Genomic DNA, 21,370 nt, shown 5'->3' with positions numbered 1-21,370 from the left:
GAGAACCCAGCCGCAAACCCCGCCACCACGCCGGATTAATTCAGCAGGCTCCTAGCCGCACAGCGCGTCGGCGGCCGCCTCCACGGCGACGATGACCGCGGCCTGCCGGCCGGGCGACAGGTCGGGCCACGGCGTGCCGAACGTCGCGGGCCCGGCCGTCGGCTGCGTCTGCAACGTCTTCAGGTAGGGCTCGATCTGCGACCGCGGATCACCGCCCTGCTGGTCCATCCAGGTCTTCGCGGCCAGGCAGGCCTGGAAGTAGTCGTCCTCGGTCGACTCCGCCGGCGCGTCGACGGCCGTGGTCACCCCGCCCGGGGACACCCCCGGCGCCACCGCCTGCCCGGCGGGCGGGGACTGCGAGACCGTGCTGGAGGCGGGCGGGGGAGTGTCGGTCGGTGTCGCACATGCCGCGGTCGCCGCCAGGGCGACGACAGTGCCCGCGGTACGGGCCAGAAGGGACCGTTGCATGCCGCCAATGTAGGCAACCGCGGCGCAGATGGGGGGATCAGGGTGCCAACTGCGGGTTTTTAGATTCACCGTGAGGTTAAGGTCCGCAGGTGGCGAGCGCGCCCCGGCCTGTGGAACACTGGCCCGGTGATCGACGTGACGCGAACCCAGGAGTGTTGTCCGGCCTAGCGCCGACCCCCTGATCCTTCGTTTCGTCCGTCCCTGGAGTTCCCTGATGAGCTTGGCTCCCACCCGTCTGCGTCCTGCCGACCTCCTGCACGTCACCGACCGTTTCGCCGACGACGTCCTCGGCGGAGACTTCGACCATCTGCTGCCCGCGGGCGGCCCACCCACCGGCGAGCGGTGGTTCACCCGCCTGCACGGCAACGACGAACTCGACGTCTGGCTGATCAGCTGGGTGCCGAACCGGGCGACCGAACTGCACGACCACGGCGGCTCGCTCGGCGCGCTGACCGTCGTCTCCGGGGCGCTGCGCGAAACCCGTTGGGACGGTGAGGCGCTGCGCAACCGCAAGCTGGTCGCCGGTGACCAGGCCGCATTCCCCCTCGGCTGGGTGCACGACGTGGTGTGGGCCCGCGAGACCGTGACCGCCGGCGGGATCGCCACTCCGGTAAGCCCCGTGCCCACCCCCACCCTCAGCGTGCACGCGTACTCGCCGCCGCTCACGGTGATGTCCTACTACGAGGTGACCGAACGCAATACGTTGCGCCGCAAGTGCACCGAGCTCACCGACAAGCCGGAGCACGACTGATGGCCAGCCGTATCGACAAGGTCCTCGACGACGCACGGGCCAAGCTGACCCGATTGGCCGCCCACGAGGTGCCCGCCGCGCTCGCCCGCGGTGCCGTGCTCGTCGACATCCGTCCCGCGGCACAGCGCGCCGCCGAAGGCGAGATCGCCGCCGCGCTGGTCATCGAGCGAAACGTCCTGGAGTGGCGGTGCGACCCGACCAGCGACGCCCGGATCCCGCAGGCCGTCGACGACGACGTCGAATGGGTCATCCTCTGCTCGGAGGGCTACACCTCAAGCCTGGCCGCGGCGTCGCTGAAAGGCCTCGGCCTGCACCGCTCCACCGACGTGATCGGTGGCTATCACGCCCTCAAAGAGGTTCTGGACTAGGAGTTCTCGTCGCTGCGCAGCAGTCCGCGCAGTCTCTCGGTCTTCTCCGGGGTCCAGCCCGGCGGCTGCAGGATCGCCGCCCAGGCGTTCGCGACGTCGCGGACGTAGACGTGGCCGTGTCCGTCGGGCACGTCGATGGCCACCGCCATGTCCGCCGACACCTGCAGGAACGTGACGACCGGGATCCACTCCATGTCGGGCGACACATCCGAGCCCCGCGCCTCGCGCAGCCAGTCCGGTTTGGTGAACAGCAGTTCGGTGTTCCACCACGCGATCGGGTCCGACGCGTGCTGCAGATACACCACCCTGGGCTGCCCCCACGGATCAGTCGGGCGCTCAAGGTCTTTCGCGTCCGCGACAAATCGGACGTTCTCGCCACGGTCGTAGACCGGCAACCACTCCGGGGAATGGGGATCGCGGTTGCGGGTCAGGTCCTCCCAGATCGTGTTGTTGAACGTCGGCCCGCTGAACAGCGCGCCGTCGGTGCGCGCGATCAGGTTGTTCAGCGCGAGGAACGGCGCCTCACCGCCGAAACTGCCGAGGCTCTCCCCGAACACGACCAGTTTCGGGCGCTCGGCTTCGGGCATCTCGCGCACCAGCGCGTCGACCGCCTCGAACAGCGCCTGACCCGCCTGCCGGGCGTTCTCCTTGTCCACGAGGAACGACAACCAGCTGGGCAGGAACGAGTACTGCATCGACACGATCGCGGTGTCGCCGTTGTACATGTACTCCAGCGCGGACGCCTCGGCCTCGTTGATCCAGCCGGTACCGGTCGTGGTCGCGACCGCGACGACGGCCCGGTCCAGGCCGCCGGTGCGCAGGAGTTCCTGTGCCGCAAGCGCTGCGGTCTCCTTGATGCCGTCGGCGGAATGCAGCCCGGCGTACGCGCGGACCGGTTCGACGGCCGGGGTGCCGTTGAACTCGGTGAGCTCCTCGACTGTCGGGCCGCCGGAGATGAACACCCGGCCCTGATGTCCCAACGACTCCCAGCTGACCAACGATTCGGGTCCGCCCGAGCGCAACGGCGATGTCGGCGCCGGATTGTCGGGATCGGTCTCGTCGTTGACCGCCGCGAAGGTCTTGTTGATCGTGCTCATCGCGAACCGCACCACGACACCGTTGAGCAGTGCGATGGTCAGCGCGAGCAGCAGTGCCACCACGACGACGGCGGCGATCCTCGGCGGCGCCACACGGTCGACCTGCCGCACCAGGAAGCGCACCAGACGCCCGACCAGCTGGCCGATCTCGACCAGCACGAACAGCGTCACCACCGAGATCGCCGCGGCCAGCGGGTAATCCCAGAACCCGAGCCGCGGCACCCCCATCAGGTCGCGGACGTCGTCCTGCCAGCTGTGGAACCGGAAGATCATCACTACCAGGCCGACCAGGCCCGCCGCGACCAGCACCGTCCACGCCCAGCGCGGTGCGGACGGACTGGTGTCCTTGGACCGCATGTACCGCACCAGCCACACCGAGAACACCCCGAGGCCGTACCCGACGGCCCCGGCGCCGCCGCTGACCAGGCCCTGGAACAGCGGTCCGCGCGGCAGCAGCGACGGTGTCAGCGACAGGAACAGGAAAACCAGGCCGACCGCGGTGCCGGTGAAGGTGTAGTGCCGGACCCACCAGCTGCGCCGGACCTGCGCGCGTGTCTGGGGGTTGGCCCCGGTTTCAGGGGCCGTCTCAGTCGGCGCAGGGTCGTGCTCAGCGGTGGACGCGGTCTCGGTCACGCATGAACTTTAGCGATGCGTGAAGTTCGGCGACCGCTTCTCGGCGAACGCGGTCATGCCCTCGGTCTGGTCGTCGGTGGCGAACGCGGAGTGGAACAGCCGCCGCTCGTAGAGCAGGCCCTCCGTGAGCGTCGTCTCGAACGCGCGGTCGACGGCCTCCTTGGCCATCCGCGACGCCGACAGCGACATGCCCGCGATCGTCTGCGCGACCGACCTGGCCTCGTCGAGCAGTGCATCGGCGGGCACGACGCGCGACACCAGGCCCGCCCGCTCGGCCTCCTCGGCGTCCATGTTGCGGCCGGTCAGGATCAGATCCATGGCCTTGGCCTTGCCGATCGCGCGGGTGAGTCGCTGTGAGCCGCCCATACCCGGCAGCACGCCGAGCTTGATCTCGGGCTGACCGAACTTCGCGCTGTCCGCGGCGATCAGGATGTCGCACATCATCGCGAGCTCACAGCCGCCGCCGAGCGCGTAGCCGGCGACCGCGGCGATCGTCGGGGTGCGGGTCGCGGCGAACTTGCCCCACGCGGCGAAGAAATCCGAGGAGAAGACGTCGGCGAACGACAGGCTCGCCATCTCCTTGATGTCGGCGCCCGCGGCGAACGCCTTCTCGTTGCCGGTCACGATGATCGCGCCGACACCCGGATCCGCGTCGAGTTCGGCTGCGGCAGTGGTGACTTCGTTCATCACCTGGGTGTTGAGCGCGTTGAGCGCCTTCGGGCGGTTCAGCGTGATGGTGGCCACGCGGCCGTCGCGGTCGACCAGGATGGTCTCGAAAGTCATGACTGCTCCTCGAATTCGATGTCGGGATCGGCGGAGACGAAATACGCCTCGATGTCCTCGGCGGTCACTTCGTCCAGCGTCGCCGGCGACCACTGCGGGTTCTTGTCCTTGTCGATGAGCAACGCCCGGATGCCCTCGACCAGATCGTGCGTGCGCAGGGACGCGACCGAGGTCCGGAACTCCTGGCGCAGCACGTCTTCCAGTGTGGCGAGCTTCGCGGCCCGGCGGAGGCCTTCCAGCGCGACCGACGCGGCGACGGGGGAGCGCGACGCGATCAGGTCCGCGGCCGCCCGCGCCTCCTCGGCGCCGTGTGCGCGCAGCGCGGCCACGATGTCGGCGACGGTGTCGCCGGCGTAGCACTCGTCGATCCACCCCCGCTGCGCCTCCAGCGCGCTGGGCGGCGGCTGCTGCGCGTAGGCGGCGACCGCGGCGTCGACGCCGTCGGCCTCGACCGCGCAGATGAACGCCTCCACCTTGTCCTGGGGGACGAAGTGATCGGCGAAGCCCATCACGATCGCGTCCGCACCGGAGAATGGGGCGCCGGTCAGCGCCGCATGCACTCCCAGCAGTCCCGGCGTGCGCGCCAGGATGTGGGTGCCGCCGACGTCGGGGATGAAGCCGATACCGACCTCGGGCATCGCCATCTTGGTGGTCTCGGTGACCACCCGCACGCTTCCGTGCGCGCTGATCCCGACCCCGCCGCCCATCGTGATGCCGTTCATGATCGCGACGTAGGGCTTCGGGTACCGACCGATGTAGGAGTTCAGCAGGTACTCGTCGTGCCAGAACTCGCGCGACGCGGTCCCGCCGGCCTTGGCGTCGTGGTAGATCGCGACGACGTCACCGCCGGCGCACAGCCCGCGCTCGCCGGCGCCGGTGACCAGGACCGCCCTGACGGCGTCATCGTTCTCCCAGGTCTTGAGCGCTTTCGCGATCACGGTGACCATCGGATGGGTCAGCGAATTGATCGCCTTCGGCCGGTTCAGCACGATCCGGCCGACGCCGCCACTGACTGTTACTAGGACATCCTCGTTTTCGTCCACGGAATGCAATGTAGATCGTCTCCCGTCTCCGGGGATGCCCGGGTAAGGTTTCCTGTGAACGCCCTGGGAAGTGGCTTCGCTGAAAATGACTTCAGCGGGAACTGCCCGGGAAGCTCGAACGTTGCCTTTGTGATCGTCACAGGGCGAGACCACTCGAGTTACAACACAGGAAGGAACCGACGGTGCGCGAAAGCAGCAACCCGGTATTCCGCTCACTGCCCAAACAGCAGCAGGGCGGCTACGCGCAGTTCGGTACCGGAGCCGCCGGCTACGGTACCCAGACTGTCCATGCCGATCCGTACACGGCGCAGCAGTACCCCGATCAGCAGCAGCGGGGTGTTTCCCGCGCGCTGACGATCGATGACGTCGTGATGAAGACCGGCATGACGCTCGGCGTCCTGACCGCCGTGGCGGTCGTGTCGTACTTCCTCGTCAGCGGCAACGTCGGCCTGGCCATGCCGTTCACCCTGGTGGGCGCGCTCGGCGGTCTTGCGCTGGTGCTGGTCGCGACCTTCGGCCGCAAGCAGGACAACCCGGCGATCGTGCTGAGCTACGCCGCGCTGGAGGGCCTGTTCCTCGGTGCGGTGTCGTTCGTGATCGCCAACATCGCCTCCGTCGGCGGCGTCGGCATGATCGCGCAGGCGATCGTCGGCACCCTCGGCGTGTTCTTCGGCATGCTCGTGGTCTACAAGACCGGCGCCATCCGCGTCACCCCGAAGTTCACCCGCATGATCGTCGCCGGCCTGTTCGGTGTCGTCGCGCTGATGCTGCTCAACCTGGTCCTGGCGCTGTTCGGCGTCGGTGGCGGAGCGGGCCTCGGCCTGCGTGACGGCGGCATGCTCGCCATCGGCTTCTCGCTGCTGTGCATCGGCCTGGCCGCGTTCAGCTTCCTGATCGACTTCGACGCGGCCGACCAGATGGTCCGCGCCGGCGCCCCGGAGAAGGCCGCCTGGGGCATCGCGCTCGGCCTGACCGTCACCCTGGTCTGGCTGTACCTCGAGATCCTGCGTCTGCTGAGCTACTTCAACAACGACTAGCAGTATCGCCAGAGAAAGGGCGTCCACGAACGTGGGCGCCCTTTTTCGCGTCCGCGGGACGGGCGGCGCGGCCGCGAGAGTGCGCTCAGTGCGTGCCCGGCCGCGGATCGGCGATCTGAGCGCACTGTCGCGGAGTTGTGCACAGGTCGCCGATTTCGTGGCTGCGCGACACACCGCAGACCCGCCATCGTCGACGCATGCAGGGTCGACGCATGCAGGTGCCGTTCATCGGAAGCGAAGCGGTCTCGGCCGGTCTCGTCGGTAAGCATCTGCTGCGCACCAGGTACGTGGCGCTCCACCCGGATGTGTACACCCATCCGGGCGTCGAGTTGAGCCTGCATCACCGGGCCACGGCTGGGTGGCTGTGGTCGCACCGCGGCGGCATCCTGGCCGGGCTCACCGCGGCGGCACTGCACGGCGCGCGATACGTCGAGGCTTCGCAGCCGATCGAACTCATCTGGTCGAACGCCCGGTCGCCGCAGGGCATCCGAACGCACAAGCAGGACCTGCGCCCCGACGAGATCACCCGCCGTCGCGGGCTGCCGGTGACCTCCCTGCAGCGGACCGTCTTCGACCTGGGCCGCCGGGGGCCGCTCGACGTCGCGGTCGCCCGGCTCGACGCGCTGGGCAACGCGGCGGCTTTCGACGTTGCCGAGGTGTTGCGGTGGGCGCACGCCAGACATGCCGGGAAGCGCGGGATGCGGCAACTGGCCGACGCGCTGGCCCTCCACGATCCGGGGGCGCAATCCCCGCGCGAGACCTGGCTGCGTCTGCTGCTGATCCGCGCCGGGTTCCCGCGCCCGTTCACCCAGATCCCGGTGGTCAGTGCCGACGGCCGGCGGCGCTACTACCTCGACATGGGGTGGGAGGACCTGAAGCTGGCGGTCGAGTACGACGGCGACCAACATCGCGTCGACCCGGTGCAGTTCGCCCACGACATCCGGCGCGCCGAGGACCTCGACGAGATCGAATGGGTGCGGGTCCGCGTCGTGAAATCGGCTACCCCCGGCGACATCCTCGGGCGTGTGGCGCGCGCCTATGCCGCGAGAGTGCGCTCAGCGCCCCGACTCCGCGAGATCGGCGATCTGAGCGCACTGTCGGCGAAAGAGGCGAGCTAAACGGCCCGCGGCCGGACCCGACTGGCGGCCTCGGCGGCGTTGCGGCGCGCGGTGTCGACGTCGTCGGCGTGGGCGAGTGCGACGCCCATGCGGCGCCTGACGAAGCTCTCCGGCTTGCCGAACAGCCGGATGTCGGTCTGCGGCACCAGCAGCGCCTCGTCCACGCCGTCGAACACCACGCCCTCGGCGTCGACACCGCCGTAGATCACCGCGGACGCGCCGGGGGACTTCAGCGTGGTGTCCACCGGCAGCCCGAGGATCGCGCGGGCGTGCAGTTCGAACTCGTTCTGCCACTGCGTGACCATCGTGACCATGCCGGTGTCGTGCGGACGCGGGCTGACCTCGCTGAACCACACCTCATCGCCCTTGACGAACAGTTCGACGCCGAAAATGCCCTGCCCGCCGAGGTTCTCGGTGACCGCGCGCGCGATCTCGCGGGCGCGCTCCAGCGCGGTCGGTGGCATCGGATGCGGCTGCCAGCTTTCGACGTAGTCGCCGCTGACCTGACGGTGCCCGATCGGTTCGCAGAACTGCGTCTCGACCTCACCCGAGGCGCCGCGGGCCCGCACCGTCAGCAGCGTGATCTCGTAGTCGAAGTCGACGAACCCCTCGACGATGATCCGGGTGTTGGAGACCCGGCTGCCCGACATCGCGTACTCCCACGCCGGCGCGACATCGTCGGGACCGTCGATCTTGGACTGACCCTTGCCGGAACTGCTCATCACCGGTTTGACCACGCACGGATAGCCGATGCCGACGATCTCGATCGCCGCCTCCAACTCGGCCAGCGAATCGCAGAACCGGTACGGGCTGGTCGGCAGGCCGAGGGTCTCGGCCGCGAGGCGCCGGATGCCCTCGCGGTCCATGGTCAGCCGCGCCGCCCGCGCGGTCGGGATCACCGTCGTCACGCCCTCGGCCTCGAGTGCCTCCAAGGCCGGGGTCGCGATCGCCTCGATCTCGGGCACCACCAGGTCGGGCCGCTCGGCCTCGATCAGCGCGCGCAGCTGATCGGGGTCCGACATCGTGATGGTCCGCGAGTGGTGCGCGATCTGCTGGCCGGGCGCGTTGTCGTAGCGGTCGACGGCGATGGTCTCGACGCCGAGGCGCTGCAGCGCGATCAGCACTTCGCGACCCAGCTCACCCGAGCCGAGCAGCATGACTTTCGTGGCGCGCGGTGACAGCGGCGTTCCGATGGTGGTCATCGGAACAGAAGTCTAGGACCCGGCCGGGCTCAGGAGAGCCGCTCCACCACCATCGCCATGCCCTGACCGCCGCCGACGCACATCGTCTCGATTCCGAACGTCTTGTCGTAGGTCGTGAGGTTGTTCAGCAGCGTCGCGGTGATCCGGGCGCCGGTCATGCCGAACGGGTGCCCGAGCGCGATCGCGCCACCGGAGACGTTGAGCTTGTCCTCGTCCATGCCGAGTTCGCGCGCCGAACCGAGCACCTGCACCGCGAACGCCTCGTTGATCTCGTAGAGGTCGATGTCGGAGATGCTCATCTTCGCGTTGGCCAGCGCCTTCTTGACGGCCTCGATCGGGCCGAGGCCCATGATCTCCGGCGACAGCCCCGACACACCCGTGGACACGATGCGCGCCAGCGGGGTCAGGCCCAGTTCCTTGGCCTTGGTGTCGCTCATGATCACGACCGCGGCGGCGCCGTCGTTGAGCGGGCACGCGTTGCCCGCGGTGATCGTGCCGTTGGGCCGGAACACCGGCTTGAGCTGGCTGATCTTGTCGTAGCTGGTTCCGGCGCGGGGGCCGTCGTCCTTGGACACCACCGTGCCGTCGGGCAGCGTCACCGGCACGATCTCGCGCTCGAAGAACCCGCTGTTGATGGCCTCCTCGGCCCGGTTCTGCGAACGCACGCCCCAGTGGTCCTGGTCCTCGCGGCTGATGCCGGTGAACGCCGCGACGTTCTCGGCGGTCTGGCCCATCGCGATGTACACGTCGGGCAGCAGGCCGTCCTCGCGCGGATCGTGCCACTCGTCGGCACCCTCAGCGGCCTTGGCGGAACGCTCCTGCGCCTCGGCGAAGACCGGGTTCTTCGAGTCCGGTGCGCCGTCGGCGGCACCCTTGCCGAACCGCGACACGGTCTCGACACCGGCGGAGATGAACGCGTCGCCCTCGCCGGCCTTGATCGCGTGGAACGCCATCCGCGTGGTCTGCAGCGACGACGAGCAGTACCGGTTCACCGTGGTGCCGGGCAGGAAGTCGTAGCCGAGCTCGACGGCGACGGCACGGGCGATGTTGTAGCCGGCCTCACCGGCCGGCTGCGCACAACCCATCATCAGGTCGTCGATGTCGCGCGGGTCCAGCGAGGGCACCTTGTCCAACACCGCACGCACCATCTGGGCGGCGAGGTCGTCGGGGCGCATGGAGACCAGGGAGCCCTTGTTGGCCCGGCCGATCGGTGAGCGTGCGGTGGCGACGATGACGGCTTCGGGCATGAAACGGGCTCCTCACGGTTCGAAACAGGTAGAACGTGTTCCCGCAAACCTAACTCGCGGTGACCACGATCGGCGCGGGCACCCCGGTGGAACGCCGCCACAACCGGCTCAGGCTGCCCAGCCGCGAAAACAGCGAACCGTCGTCGCCGGTCCTGGATTCCAGCGCCGCCTCGGCGGGGACGCCGGTCACGAACTCGCCCAACGCATTGCACAGCGCGGGTAGCAACTGCTTGGCGGCGAGTTCGTACCCGGCCGCCGACGGATGGAACATGTCCGGTGAGAACAGCAGCTCGGGCTTCTTGTAGAACTCCGGCGCGAGAAGGTCCGAGAACGGCACGGGTACGCCGCCGGCGGCTCGCACCGCCGCGGCCTGGGCCCTCGCAAGCCGCAGTCCCCGGTTGCGCGTGACCCAGCGCAGCGGTTGCGGGATCGCGGTGATCACCCCGAAGTCCGGGCAGGTGCCGACCACGACGACGGCCTCGCTGCCGCGCAGACGGCGCACGGCCTGCCCGAGCCGACGCGCCGACGGGCCGATGCCGTTGGGTTTGGTGATGTCGTTGGCGCCGATCATGATCACCGCGGCGTCCGGCGGGGGCCCCGCGACGTACATCGCGTCGATCTGTCCGGACAGGCCCTTCGACGTCGCGCCGACGATGGCCTTGGTGCTCAACCGGATTCGCCGGCCCGACTCCTCGGCGAGGCCGCGGGCCAACAGGACTCCCGGCACCTCGTCGGCGTCGACGCAGCCGTATCCGGTGGCCGTCGAGTCCCCGAAGATCATCAGGTGCAGGTCGAACGGCACCCCGCGGTGCCAGCGTTCGACCGGTCCGCCGCCGGGGGAGTAGACGCCGTCGGCGCGCGGCGGGATGTCCCACGATTTCGGGATGGTGCGACGCGCCTGGTCGGCCTGACCGGTCAGCAGATTGCGCGCCCCGACGTACACCGTGCCCGTGGAGGCAACGGTGGCTGCGGCCGCGAGTGCGACCGTGGACCGGCGGCGCGGTATCCCCACACCGGCGAGTTTAGTGCCGGTTCGCATAGTCGAACGGGGCCGCACCGCAAATCCGCGATCACAGTGCGGTATCAACTCCGGTACCAAAAACGTTTAATGAATTGTGATAGTGGTTACACGTGGCAAGCTAAGTTACGAGGTTGTCTGAATAACTCGGCTTATCCCGGCTCTACATCGGCGTAGGAAGTGGTGGCAATGACGGCGCCTAGCAAGGTTCCAGCGACTCCTCATGCTGCGATCAGCGCAGCTAGGACGCGTAAGAACCGTCGATTCCCGGTATCGGACGGGGCTCCGGTCGAGGTGGTCGAGGACGGCCCCAGCGTCGCCGGACGCATCCTGAATCTGGCCGCGATGGCCACCATAAAACCCTTCCTGAGCGTTGGCAGCTATGCGCCGAAGCTTCCATGGCCGTGGGGTGTGCTCGACTTCGCCGCCCGGGTGCTCAAGCCCGCGCCGGGCACCGTCCGGGCCACCATCAAACTGCCGCACTGCACCGCGCAGCTCGTGCGCGCCGCGGGCGTGCTGCCCGCCGACGGCAACCGCGGCGTGATCCTCTACCTGCACGGCGGGGCGTTCCTGACGTGCGGCGTCAACACCCACGGCCGCCTGGTCACGGCGCTGTCGAAGTTCGCCGACGCGCCCGCGCTGGTGGTCAACTACCGGATGATCCCGAAGCACTCGGTCGGCACCGCACTCGACGACTGCTACGACGCGTACAAGTGGCTGCGCGAGACGGGCTACGAACCGGAGCAGATCGTGCTTGCCGGCGACTCCGCGGGCGGCTACCTCGCACTCGCGCTCGCCGAACGCCTGCAGGCCGAGGGCATCAACGGTTTCGTCGGGGAGACCCCGGCCGCGGTCGTGACGATGTCGCCGCTGTTCGAGATCGACAACGAGGCCCGCGCCGAGCACCCCAACGCCCGCACCGACGCGATGTTCCCGCCGAAGGCGTTCCACGCCCTGGTCGAGCTGATCGAGGACGCCGCGTCCCGCCGCATCGTCGACGGCGTCGCCGAGCAGGTCTACGAACCGCTCGACCACATCGAGCCCGGCCTGCCGCGCACGCTGATCCACGTGTCGGGCTCCGAGGTGCTGCTGAGCGACGCACGCAAGGCCGCGCGCCTGCTCGCCGAGTCGGGCGTACCCGTCGAGGTGCGGATCTGGCCTGGTCAGATGCATGTCTTCCAGCTCGGCTCGCCCGCGGTCCCGGAAGCGACGCGCTCTATCAAACAGATCGGCGAGTACATCCGAGAGGCCACCTGGTAGTCGATCCGCGGGCCTGACACCATGGACACATGCGGATCGCCAGGCACGTCAGTGAGCTCATCGGCAACACCCCACTGGTTCAGCTGAACTCGGTGGTCCCGCCGGGCGCCGGCCTGGTCGCCGCCAAGATCGAATACCTCAACCCGGGCGGCAGCTCCAAGGACCGCATCGCGATCAAGATGATCGACGCGGCCGAAGCCAGCGGCGCGCTCAAACCGGGCGGCACCATCGTCGAGCCGACGTCCGGCAACACCGGTGTCGGCCTCGCGATCGTCGCGCAGCAGCGGGGCTACAAGTGCATCTTCGTGTGCCCCGACAAGGTCAGCGAGGACAAGCAGAACGTTCTGCGGGCCTACGGCGCCGAGGTCGTGGTGTGCCCGACGGCGGTCGCCCCGGACGACCCGGCCAGCTACTACAGCGTCTCGAACCGGCTGGTCGAGGAGATCGACGGCGCGTGGAAACCCGATCAGTACTCCAACCCGATGGGCCCGGAGAGCCACTACGAGACCACCGGACCCGAGATCTGGGCCGACACCGACGGCAAGATCACCCACTTCGTCGCCGGGGTCGGCACCGGCGGGACGATCACGGGCGCCGGCCGCTACCTCAAGGAGGTGTCCGGCGGGAAGGTCAAGGTCGTCGGCGTCGACCCGGAGGGATCGGTCTACTCCGGCGGCACCGGACGCCCGTACCTGGTCGAGGGGGTCGGCGAGGACTTCTGGCCGTCGGCCTACGACCCGACGGTGCCCGACGAGATCATCGCGGTGTCCGACGCCGACTCGTTCGACATGACGCGGCGGCTCGCCCGCGAGGAGGCGCTGCTGGTCGGCGGATCGTGCGGGATGGCCGTGGTCGGCGCCGTGCGGGTCGCCGAACGCGAGGGCCCCGACGCCGTCGTCGTGGTCCTGCTGCCCGACGGCGGGCGCGGCTACCTGTCGAAGATCTTCAACGACGGCTGGATGTCCTCCTACGGCTTCCTGCGCACCCGGCTGGACGGCTCGGTCGCGGAGTCCACCGTCGGTGACGTGCTGCGCGCGAAGTCCGGGGCGCTGCCCGCGCTCGTACACACCCACCCGTCGGAGACGGTCCGCGACGCCATCGGGATCCTGCGTGAGTACGGCGTGTCGCAGATGCCGGTCGTCGGCGCCGAGCCGCCGGTGATGGCAGGCGAGGTCGCGGGCAGTGTGTCCGAGCGCGATCTGGTCTCCGCGGTGTTCGAGGGCCGCGCCAAGCTCAACGATGCCGTCGCCAAGCACATGAGCCCGCCGCTGCCGCTCATCGGCGCAGGCGAACCGGTCAGCGCCGCGGCGAAGATGCTGCGCGAATGCGACGCGGTGATGGTCGTCGAAGAGGGCAAGCCGGCCGGCGTGCTGACTCGCCACGACCTGCTCGGGTACCTGTCCGACGAGTCGCCGCGGCACTGACACGGCGCCCGGCATCCGCGGCGAAGCCGCTGCTCCGAGCTCTGCCTCCGGTAGGGTGCACGCTTGTTACCGGCTCGGAGAGCGAACTCTAGGGAGATGTCGATGACCGAGAACCCACCGCCCGGCGGCTACCCGCCTCCTCCGCCCGAGGGTTACCCGCCGCCGCCCCCACCTGGTGGTGGTTTCCCGCCTCCCGGCGCTGGTGGCGCGTATCCGCCTCCTCCGACCGGTGGCTACCCGCCGCCACCGCCCGGGGGTGGTTACCCGCCGCCGCCTCCTCCCGGGGGCGGCTATCCGCCGCCGCCTCCTCCCGGATACCCGGCCCCGCCGCCCGGCTACGGCGGCTATCCCCCGCCGGGACAGGGCTTTCCGCCGCAGCCGACCCGTCCGTCGGTGGACGTCGGCGCCGGCTTCGGATGGGCGTTCAACAAATTCAGCAAGAACGCCGGGCCGCTGATCATCCCGACGATCGTCTACGCGTTGATCATCGGTGTGCTCGGCGCGATCATCTTCGGCCTGACCAGCATGTTCCCGGCCGACTACACGTCGTACTCGGGAGCCGACGGCTCCGGGATGTCGCTGGATCTCGGCCCCGCCGCCACGATCATCCTGTTCCTCGGCCTGATCGTGCTGTTCGTTGTGGCAGGGGCGATTTCGGCGGCGTACCTGGCCGGTGTGCTCGACATCGCCAATGGGCAGAAGGTCGAGTTCGGGTCGTTCTTCAGGCCGCGCAACATCGGCGCGGTCGTCGTCGCATCGCTGATCGTCGGTGTGGCGACCTCGATCGGATCGCTGCTGTGTGTGATCCCGGGCCTGATCGTGTCGATCTTCGCGCTGTTCACCACGGTGTTCATCGTGGACCGCAACCTGTCGGCGATCGACGGCATCAAAGCCAGCATCGCGGTCACCAAGGCGAACTTCCTGCAGGTGTTCCTGACCTGGCTGATCTTCAACGTGCTGATCTCGGTCGGCTCGTTCCTCTGCTACATCGGCCTGATCGTGACCGTCCCACTGGCGGTGCTGTACCTCGTCTACGCCTACCGGTCGCTGACCGGCGGACCCGTGGCTCCCGCTACCCCGTAAGCCTCTGCCACCCCGTAGAGACGCCTACGCGTCCTGGCTGCGGCGGGCCGCGGCGGCGGTGCTCGACGCGCTGCCGCTGCTCGTCGCCTGGGGGATGTGGGAGGGCGCGGCCATCCGCGCCGCGGTGACCGACTGCGTCACCTACGAACACGGCGGGGTGTCCTGTACCGCGGTCAACGCACCGCAGAGCGGGATGCTGGCCGCGCTGACGTTCGCGTTCAGCGTCGGCTATCTGGGATGGAATTTCGGCTACCGGCAGGGCCGCACGGGCGCGAGCCTCGGCAAGTCGGTGGCGCGGATCCGGGTGGTCGCCGAGAACACCTGGCGGCCAATCGGATCCGGCTCCTCGCTGCTGCGTCAGCTGGTCCATGTGGTGGACGCGGCGATCTGCGGGATCGGCTTCCTGTTCCCGCTGTGGGACGCCAAGCGCCAGACGCTGGCCGACAAGCTGATGGGCACCGTCTGTGTGCCCCTCGACCGGCGAGGGCGGGCTCCCGGCTAGCCTGGCGGCATGGGTGAGCAGACGAGCGCGGTCGACCATTACCGGGCCTACGGGCCGGCCACCAAGGCCATTCACGCCGGTTACCGGCCCGACCCGGCGACCGGGGTGGTCAACCCGCCGATCTATGCGAGTTCGACCTTCGCCCAGGACGGTGTCGGCGGGCTGCGGGGCGGGTTCGAATACGCCCGCACCGGTAACCCGACGCGGTCGGTGCTCGAGGGTGCGCTCGCGGCGATGGAGGGTGCGTCCTACGGCCGGGCGTTCAGTTCCGGCATGGCGGCCACCGACTGCGTGCTCCGCGCGGTGCTGCGCCCCGGCGACCACCTGGTGATCCCCGACGACGCCTACGGCGGCACGTTCCGGCTCATCGACAAGGTGTTCAGCCTGTGGGGCATCAGCTACACCGCGGTCGCGCTGTCGGACCTCGACCACGTGCGCGCCGCCGTCAGTGACCGCACCAAGCTGATCTGGATCGAGACGCCGACCAACCCGCTGCTGTCGATCGCCGACATCGCGGCGATCGCCGAGATCGGCGCGGCCAAGAACGCAAAAGTGTTGGTGGACAACACGTTCGCCTCACCCGCGCTGCAGCAGCCGCTGTCGCTCGGCGCGGACATCGTGCTGCACTCGACCACGAAGTACATCGGCGGGCACTCCGACGTCGTCGGGGGAGCGCTGCTGACCAACGACGAGGCGCTCGACGAGAAGTTCGCGTTCCTGCAGAACGGCGCGGGTGCGGTACCGGGCCCCTTCGACGCGTACCTGACCATCCGCGGCCTCAAGACGCTGCCGCTGCGGATGCAGCGGCACAGCGAGAACGCCGCGGCGATCGCCGAGTTCCTGGACGGGCACCCCGCCGTCGGCACGGTGCTCTACCCGGGGCTGCCGTCGCACCCGAACCACGACGTGGCGGCCCGGCAGATGAGCGGTTTCGGCGGGATGGTCTCCGTGCGGTTGCGCGGCGGGCCGCAGGCCGCGCGCGATTTCTGTGCGCGCACCGAGATCTTCATCCTCGCCGAGTCGCTGGGCGGGGTGGAGTCGCTGATCGAGTACCCGGGTGCGATGACGCACGCGTCGACCGCCGGCTCGCAGCTGGAGGTCCCCGACGACCTGGTGCGGCTGTCGGTCGGCATCGAGGACGTCGCGGATCTGCTCGGCGATGTCGAGCAGGCGCTCGCCTAGCGTTTCTGACCTGGGGTCAGGTCAGCTGCGCGAGCGCTTGCCGGACCGCTGCCGCGGTGACCGCCAGGTTGACCTCGGGCACCCCCGTCGGCGACTCGTCGACCCAACTGCCCGCGGCGATCTCACCCGCGCGGGCATGCACCCAGCGCCAGCCGCGGTCGTTGAGGCTGAGCAACGCGCCGAGCCCGTCGACCGCATGCAGCACGGTGATGATCGCCGCCGTCGGCGGCGCGGGCGGGGTGCGGTCGAACAACGCGGCCATCACCGCCGTGCGGGCCGGGCCGACACGATCGCGGCTGGTCAGCGGGTACGCGTAAGTCTTGCTGAACAGCCGCGACGACTGCACGGTGCGGCGGATCTGACCGGTCTGCACCAGATGGTCGGTCAGCCGCTTCTGGATGTCGGTGGACAGCTTCTTGATCGCCGTCCGCGGACTCAGCGGCCGGCTCTGCAGTAGCGCCAGGGCCGGTGCGTCGAGCGGGTCGACCGGTCCGGGCGCGGCCAGCACCAGGAGCCGGCCGGCAGGGACGGCTTCGCCACCCCGGCCGGCCGGGACGGCTTCGCCGTCGACCGCCGGGCGGACCCGACAGCCGAGCGCGAGATCCAGCAGCGACGCCGCGGCGAGCACATGCTCCCGGCGCGGGGAATCGAGTCCCGGTTGCGCGGTCGCGTTGTCCAGCAGCAGCAGGAACAAGTCCTCTGCGATCCGGGCCATGAAGGGCTCGGTCAGCCGTGCCAGGGCTCCGCGCTGACGAGGGTGACCTTGACGGTGTTTCCGCTGGGCACGGTGTAGGTACGGGACTCGCCGACCTTCGCGTCGATCAGCGCACCGCCGAGCGGCGAGTTCGGCGAGTAGACCTCGATCTTGCCGTCGCTGACGCCCTGCTCGCGGGTGCCGATCAGGAACGTCTCGGTGTCGTTCTCGTCGTCGTCGTAGTAGACCTTGACGACCGAGCCGGGCAGCGCGACGCCGGACTGCTTGGGCGCCTCGCCGACCTTGGCGTTGTTCAGCAGCTCCTGCAGCTGGCGGATGCGCGCCTCTTCCTGGCCCTGCTGCTCGCGGGCGGCGTGGTAGCCGCCGTTCTCGCGCAGATCGCCCTCTTCGCGGCGGTCGTTGATCTCGGCGGCGATGACGGGGCGGTTGGCGATCAGCTGATCGAGCTCGGCCTTCAACCGGTCGTAGGACTCCTCGGTGAGCCAGGTGACCTGGGTGTCAGTCATGTCGCGCTCCTGTCTTGGTTGATTGGCGCTGTGTCGCTTTTGTGAAGATGTGCAGATGTCGCGTTGTGGAGGTTTCGCCACGGGCGGGGCTGTCGAACGTGTACTGCCGCAGTCGAGCTTCGGTTCTGAGCTCCAAAATGCAGCAATACACGGCCCCAGCAGGAACCGTGTATCCGCCAACCATACCACCGGCGCGATACCGGGAATCCGGAATTTCGCAGGCCGATCTCCGACGGATACCCGCCTATCAGGGGTTGACCAGGTACGACGGCACGTCGATGCCGCACCCGTAGATATCGCCCATGACGGCGGGCCTGCTCGACTTGACCGTGGCCGTGACCTGCACCGTCTTCTCGGTCGACGGTCCGACGAGCACCTCGCGGCGCCCGGTCTCGTCGCCGTCCTTGCTGCGGGCGCGCACGATGCAGACCACAGGGCGCGCCGGGTCGTCACGGGTCACGCTGATCGTCACATCGACGGTGTGCGGGTCCACCAGCCGGTATCCGGCCATCTCGCCTTTGACGTCGCCGGTGCCGAAGCGGCTGAACGCGACCGTGGCGATCACGATGCCGGCGACGATGACCAGCGCGAAGAGACCGACGACGATCCATCGGCGGGTGCGCCGCGGTAGCTGTTTTCCGCCATAGCGGGTGGTGGGACGCTCGATCATCTCGTTTTGCATGCCCGTCGGTCGGATGGGTCTACTAGACCTGGAACTATAGGACCACGCGCGTTGTTGAACCCAAGCGTGAGTCCCCACGCGAGCGAACAGCTGAGAAGGACCAGGTTGAGCGAACTCCGGTTGATGGCCGTACACGCGCACCCCGACGACGAGTCCAGCAAGGGTGCCGCGACGATGGCGCGTTACGTCGACGAGGGCGTGCGCGTGATGGTCGTGACGCTGACCGGCGGCGAACGCGGGGACATCCTCAACCCGGCGATGGATCTGCCGGAGGTGCACGGGCGGATCCACGAGATCCGGATCGACGAGATGGCCCGCGCCGCCGAGATTCTCGGTGTCGAGCACCGCTGGCTGGGCTTCGTCGACTCGGGGCTGCCCGAGGGTGACCCGCTGCCGCCGCTGCCGGACGGGTGCTTCGCACTCGAGCCGCTGGAGCGGCCCACCGAGGCGCTGGTGCGGGTGATCCGGGAGTTCAAACCGCATGTGATGACGACCTACGACGAGAACGGCGGCTATCCGCACCCGGACCACATCAGGTGCCACCAGGTGTCCGTCGCCGCGTACGAGGCCGCCGGAGACCATCTGCTGTACCCGGACGCCGGCGAGCCCTGGAACGTGCTGAAGCTGTACTACAACCACGGGTTCCTGCGGCAGCGCATGCAGGTGCTGCAGGACGAGTTCGCCAAGCACGGCGAGGAGGGCCCCTTCGCCAAATGGCTGGAGAAGTGGGATCCCGATGACGACGTCCTCGACAAGCGGGTCACGACCCGGATCGAGTGCTCGAAGTATTTCGCGCAGCGCGATGAGGCGCTGCTGGCGCACGCGACCCAGATCGACCCCAAGAGCTTTTTCTTCACCACTCCGATGGAGTGGCAACAGCGGCTGTGGCCGACCGAGGAGTTCGAGCTGGCCAGGTCCCGGGTGCCGGTGGTGCTCCCCGAGACCGACCTGTTCGCCGGGATCGAAGGACATACGTGAGTGATCTGATGTTGCTGGGCATGGAGCTGCTCGCCCAGGAGGAACCCCGCCAGACCGGCCCCGACTTCGGCAAGGCCAGCCCGGTCGGGCTGATCATCGTGGTGCTGCTGCTGGTGGCCGTCTTCGGGCTGGTGTGGTCGATGAACCGGCACCTGCGCAAGCTGCCGAAGTCCTTCGGCGCCGACGCGGACGCAGACACCGACCCCTCGACCGAGGACCCGGCCGACGGAACGAAACGTGAGTCCAACGGCTGACGGTTCGGCCAATCGCCTTGCGGACGCGACGAGTCCGTATCTGAGGCAGCACGCGCACAACCCGGTGCACTGGCAGCAGTGGACGCCCGACGCGCTCGCCGAGGCGGCCCGCCGCGACGTGCCGATCCTGCTGTCGATCGGGTATGCGGCCTGCCACTGGTGCCATGTGATGGCCCACGAATCGTTCGACGACGCCGAGGTCGCCGTCGTCGCGAACCGAAACTTCGTGTGTATCAAGGTCGATCGCGAGGAGCGCCCCGATCTGGACGCGGTCTACATGAACGCGACCGTCGCGATGACCGGCCAGGGCGGCTGGCCGATGACGTGTTTCCTGACCCCGGACGGCAGGCCGTTCTTCTGCGGCACCTATTACCCGAAGGGCACGTTCCTTCAACTGATGGCCGCGGTCGCCGATACGTGGCGCACCCGCCGCGCCGAGGTGGAGGAGACCTCCGACCACGTCGCGGGTGAATTACGGGCTATGGCAGCAGGTTTGCCCGGTGGCGGCGCCCCCGTGCACCCCGGCCTGTGTGACGACGCGGTGACCGCGGTGCTGATGGACGAGGACACCGAGCGCGGCGGCTTCGCGAACACCCCGTCCGGCGCCCCGAAGTTCCCACCGTCGGCACTGCTGGAGGCGCTGCTGCGCCATCACGAGCGCACCGGCTCGCCGGCCTCGCTGGCCGCGGCGGCACGGACCGGGACCGCGATGGCCCGCGGCGGGATCTACGACCAGCTTGCGGGCGGGTTCGCCCGCTACAGCGTCGACTCTTCCTGGGTGGTACCGCATTTCGAGAAGATGCTGTACGACAACGCGCTGCTGCTGCGGTTCTACGCGCACTGGGCGCGGCGCACCGGCGATCCGCTGCCGCGCCGGATCGCCGACGAGACGGCCCGGTTCCTGCTCGACGAGCTGCGCCGCGACGGAATGTTCGTCTCGTCGCTGGACGCCGACTCCGCCGGGGTCGAGGGGCTCACCTATGTGTGGTCGCCCGACGACCTCGCCGCCGCGCTCGGGCCCGACGACGCACAATGGGCGGCAACAGTTTTCGGGGTCACCGCCGATGGGACGTTCGAACACGGGGCATCGGTGCTGCAGCTGCGCCGCGACCCAGGGGACGCCGACCGGTTCGAGCGGATCCGCGCCGCGCTGCTCGCCGCACGGCGCGAGCGTCCCCAGCCCGCGCGTGACGACAAGGTGGTCACCGCGTGGAACGGCCTGGCGATCACCGCGCTCACCGAGGCGGCTTTCGCGCTGGGCCGACCGGCTTATCTCGACGCCGCAGCCGAATGCGCGCGCCGGCTGCTGGACCTGCACGTCGTCGACGGCCGGCTGCGGCGCTCCAGTCTCGGCGGGGTGGTCGGGGACGCCGTGGCGATCCTGGAGGACCATGCCGCACTGGCCACCGGACTCCTGACGCTGTATCAGGCCATGGGAGACCGGCATTGGCTCGATGCGTCCACCGCGCTGCTCGACCTCGCGGTGCGCCACTTCGCCGAGCCGGATGAGCCCGGCCGCTGGTACGACGTCGCCGACGACGCCGAGCAGCTGCTGCTGCGGCCGTCGGACCCGGTGGACGGCGCCACCCCGTCGGGTGCCTCGCTGATCGCCGAATCCCTGCAGCTGGCAGCTCATCTCACTGACGAGGACGCCGCACCGCGCTACGCCTCGGCGGCGGAGGCGACGCTGTCGAGTGCGGCGGTGCTGTTGGCGCGTTCCCCGCGTGCGGCCGGGCATTGGCTTGCGGTCGCCGAGGCGGCGGTGCGCGGGCCGATCCAGATCGCCGTGGCCTGCGAGAGTCCGGACTCCGCACTGCTGGCCGCGGCCCGCGCCCTGGCGCCCGGCGGCGCGGTGGTGATCGGCGGTGCGACGGATTCCTCTGCGCTGCTCCGGGACCGGCCCCGGGTGCGCGATGCCGACGCCGCCTACGTGTGCCGGGGACGGGTGTGTGACCTTCCGGTCACGACCGTCGAGGAACTTGCGACCGCAATGGGCCCCTCCGTGTAGCGTGGCCGGTC

Annotated in this window: 22 protein-coding genes; 12 read left to right on the top strand and 10 right to left on the bottom strand. The window is 69.3% G+C overall.

Translation table 11 applies throughout. From position 1 onward, the window contains the following. Positions 1-51: 51 nt before the first annotated feature. Entirely contained in the window at positions 52-468 is a 417-nt protein-coding gene (lpqV, locus tag BST38_RS21810) for a lipoprotein LpqV (RefSeq protein ID WP_083145565.1), read from the bottom strand. A gap of 214 nt (positions 469-682) precedes the next feature. Here lpqV and BST38_RS21805 point away from each other — a divergent pair, with 214 nt between their 5' ends. Together BST38_RS21805 and BST38_RS21800 are read left to right on the top strand one after the other, a co-directional pair. Next, positions 683-1,219 carry a cysteine dioxygenase gene (locus BST38_RS21805; protein WP_083145564.1) on the top strand — a complete coding sequence of 179 codons (537 nt, stop codon included), beginning with the start codon at positions 683-685 and terminating at the stop codon, positions 1,217-1,219. After that, positions 1,219-1,587 carry a rhodanese-like domain-containing protein gene (locus tag BST38_RS21800; RefSeq protein ID WP_083145563.1) on the top strand — a complete coding sequence of 123 codons (369 nt, stop codon included), beginning with the start codon at positions 1,219-1,221 and terminating at the stop codon, positions 1,585-1,587. Before BST38_RS21805 ends, BST38_RS21800 begins: the two co-directional genes overlap by 1 nt. On the opposite strand, the gene BST38_RS21795 is transcribed toward BST38_RS21800, so the two are convergent. The 3 genes from BST38_RS21795 to BST38_RS21785 are packed head-to-tail and all read right to left on the bottom strand — an operon-like array spanning position 1,584 to position 5,143. Then, on the bottom strand, positions 1,584-3,317 hold the full coding sequence (locus BST38_RS21795; protein ID WP_083145562.1) for an alpha/beta hydrolase: 1,734 nt from the start codon (positions 3,315-3,317) through the stop codon (positions 1,584-1,586). The genes BST38_RS21800 and BST38_RS21795 overlap by 4 nt on opposite strands. A gap of 9 nt (positions 3,318-3,326) precedes the next feature. Further along, positions 3,327-4,100 carry an enoyl-CoA hydratase gene (locus BST38_RS21790; protein WP_083145561.1) on the bottom strand — a complete coding sequence of 258 codons (774 nt, stop codon included), beginning with the start codon at positions 4,098-4,100 and terminating at the stop codon, positions 3,327-3,329. Continuing rightward, positions 4,097-5,143 carry an enoyl-CoA hydratase/isomerase family protein gene (locus BST38_RS21785; protein ID WP_083145560.1) on the bottom strand — a complete coding sequence of 349 codons (1,047 nt, stop codon included), beginning with the start codon at positions 5,141-5,143 and terminating at the stop codon, positions 4,097-4,099. The genes BST38_RS21790 and BST38_RS21785 overlap by 4 nt, the downstream gene beginning before the upstream one ends. 182 nt (positions 5,144-5,325) lie before the next feature. Between BST38_RS21785 and BST38_RS21780 the strand changes: the two genes are divergently transcribed. Both BST38_RS21780 and BST38_RS21775 read left to right on the top strand, forming a co-directional pair. Next, a complete protein-coding gene (locus BST38_RS21780; RefSeq protein ID WP_083145559.1) occupies positions 5,326-6,180 on the top strand; it encodes a Bax inhibitor-1/YccA family protein in 855 nt (284 codons plus the stop codon). A gap of 197 nt (positions 6,181-6,377) precedes the next feature. After that, complete coding sequence (locus BST38_RS21775) at positions 6,378-7,298, top strand: putative endonuclease domain-containing protein (protein WP_237160872.1); 921 nt, start codon at positions 6,378-6,380, stop codon at positions 7,296-7,298. Here the strand turns inward: BST38_RS21775 and purT are convergent. The 3 genes from purT to BST38_RS21760 are packed head-to-tail and all read right to left on the bottom strand — an operon-like array spanning position 7,295 to position 10,786. Then, positions 7,295-8,500 (bottom strand): formate-dependent phosphoribosylglycinamide formyltransferase, encoded by a 1,206-nt coding sequence (gene purT / locus BST38_RS21770; protein ID WP_083145557.1) that lies wholly within the window; start codon positions 8,498-8,500, stop codon positions 7,295-7,297. The genes BST38_RS21775 and purT overlap by 4 nt on opposite strands. A gap of 29 nt (positions 8,501-8,529) precedes the next feature. After that, a complete protein-coding gene (locus tag BST38_RS21765; protein ID WP_083145556.1) occupies positions 8,530-9,747 on the bottom strand; it encodes an acetyl-CoA C-acetyltransferase in 1,218 nt (405 codons plus the stop codon). Positions 9,748-9,796: 49 nt separating this feature from the next. Continuing rightward, positions 9,797-10,786 (bottom strand): SGNH/GDSL hydrolase family protein, encoded by a 990-nt coding sequence (locus tag BST38_RS21760; RefSeq protein WP_110781841.1) that lies wholly within the window; start codon positions 10,784-10,786, stop codon positions 9,797-9,799. 168 nt (positions 10,787-10,954) lie between these two features. Here BST38_RS21760 and BST38_RS21755 point away from each other — a divergent pair, with 168 nt between their 5' ends. The 5 genes from BST38_RS21755 to BST38_RS21735 all read left to right on the top strand — a co-directional run bounded on the left by BST38_RS21755 (position 10,955) and on the right by BST38_RS21735 (position 16,216). After that, complete coding sequence (locus BST38_RS21755; RefSeq protein ID WP_083145554.1) at positions 10,955-12,025, top strand: alpha/beta hydrolase; 1,071 nt, start codon at positions 10,955-10,957, stop codon at positions 12,023-12,025. Positions 12,026-12,054: 29 nt separating this feature from the next. Then, positions 12,055-13,449 (top strand): cystathionine beta-synthase, encoded by a 1,395-nt coding sequence (locus BST38_RS21750; RefSeq protein ID WP_083145553.1) that lies wholly within the window; start codon positions 12,055-12,057, stop codon positions 13,447-13,449. Between the two features lie 102 nt (positions 13,450-13,551). Further along, positions 13,552-14,532 (top strand): hypothetical protein, encoded by a 981-nt coding sequence (locus BST38_RS21745; protein WP_083145579.1) that lies wholly within the window; start codon positions 13,552-13,554, stop codon positions 14,530-14,532. A 4-nt stretch (positions 14,533-14,536) separates the two neighbouring features. Further along, positions 14,537-15,034 carry an Rv1078 family RDD domain-containing protein gene (locus BST38_RS21740; protein WP_083145552.1) on the top strand — a complete coding sequence of 166 codons (498 nt, stop codon included), beginning with the start codon at positions 14,537-14,539 and terminating at the stop codon, positions 15,032-15,034. Positions 15,035-15,043: 9 nt separating this feature from the next. Beyond that, the gene (locus BST38_RS21735) at positions 15,044-16,216 is read left to right on the top strand and encodes a cystathionine gamma-synthase (protein ID WP_083145551.1); all 1,173 of its coding nucleotides are present in this window, start codon (positions 15,044-15,046) and stop codon (positions 16,214-16,216) included. 16 nt (positions 16,217-16,232) lie between these two features. Here the strand turns inward: BST38_RS21735 and BST38_RS21730 are convergent, their stop codons facing one another. From BST38_RS21730 to BST38_RS21720, 3 genes are all read right to left on the bottom strand, one after another. Next, on the bottom strand, positions 16,233-16,931 hold the full coding sequence (locus tag BST38_RS21730) for a GOLPH3/VPS74 family protein (RefSeq protein ID WP_083145550.1): 699 nt from the start codon (positions 16,929-16,931) through the stop codon (positions 16,233-16,235). A gap of 11 nt (positions 16,932-16,942) precedes the next feature. Continuing rightward, positions 16,943-17,437: a transcription elongation factor GreA gene (gene greA / locus BST38_RS21725; protein ID WP_083145549.1), complete on the bottom strand. Its 495-nt coding sequence runs from the start codon at positions 17,435-17,437 to the stop codon at positions 16,943-16,945. Positions 17,438-17,684: 247 nt separating this feature from the next. Beyond that, positions 17,685-18,107 (bottom strand): DUF4307 domain-containing protein, encoded by a 423-nt coding sequence (locus BST38_RS21720; RefSeq protein ID WP_181792071.1) that lies wholly within the window; start codon positions 18,105-18,107, stop codon positions 17,685-17,687. A 117-nt stretch (positions 18,108-18,224) separates the two neighbouring features. Between BST38_RS21720 and mca the strand changes: the two genes are divergently transcribed. The 3 genes from mca to BST38_RS21705 are packed head-to-tail and all read left to right on the top strand — an operon-like array spanning position 18,225 to position 21,359. After that, positions 18,225-19,097 carry a mycothiol conjugate amidase Mca gene (gene mca, locus BST38_RS21715; protein WP_083145547.1) on the top strand — a complete coding sequence of 291 codons (873 nt, stop codon included), beginning with the start codon at positions 18,225-18,227 and terminating at the stop codon, positions 19,095-19,097. Then, positions 19,094-19,351 (top strand): hypothetical protein, encoded by a 258-nt coding sequence (locus tag BST38_RS21710; protein ID WP_083145546.1) that lies wholly within the window; start codon positions 19,094-19,096, stop codon positions 19,349-19,351. The genes mca and BST38_RS21710 overlap by 4 nt, the downstream gene beginning before the upstream one ends. Then, on the top strand, positions 19,335-21,359 hold the full coding sequence (locus tag BST38_RS21705; RefSeq protein ID WP_083145545.1) for a thioredoxin domain-containing protein: 2,025 nt from the start codon (positions 19,335-19,337) through the stop codon (positions 21,357-21,359). The genes BST38_RS21710 and BST38_RS21705 overlap by 17 nt, the downstream gene beginning before the upstream one ends. Positions 21,360-21,370: the final 11 nt, after the last annotated feature.

Source organism: Mycolicibacterium parafortuitum (genome assembly GCF_002086815.1).
GTDB classification, from domain to species: domain Bacteria; phylum Actinomycetota; class Actinomycetes; order Mycobacteriales; family Mycobacteriaceae; genus Mycobacterium; species Mycobacterium parafortuitum.
The sequence above is the reverse complement of the archived record's forward strand: the minus strand, read 5'-3'. Positions and strand labels throughout refer to the sequence as shown.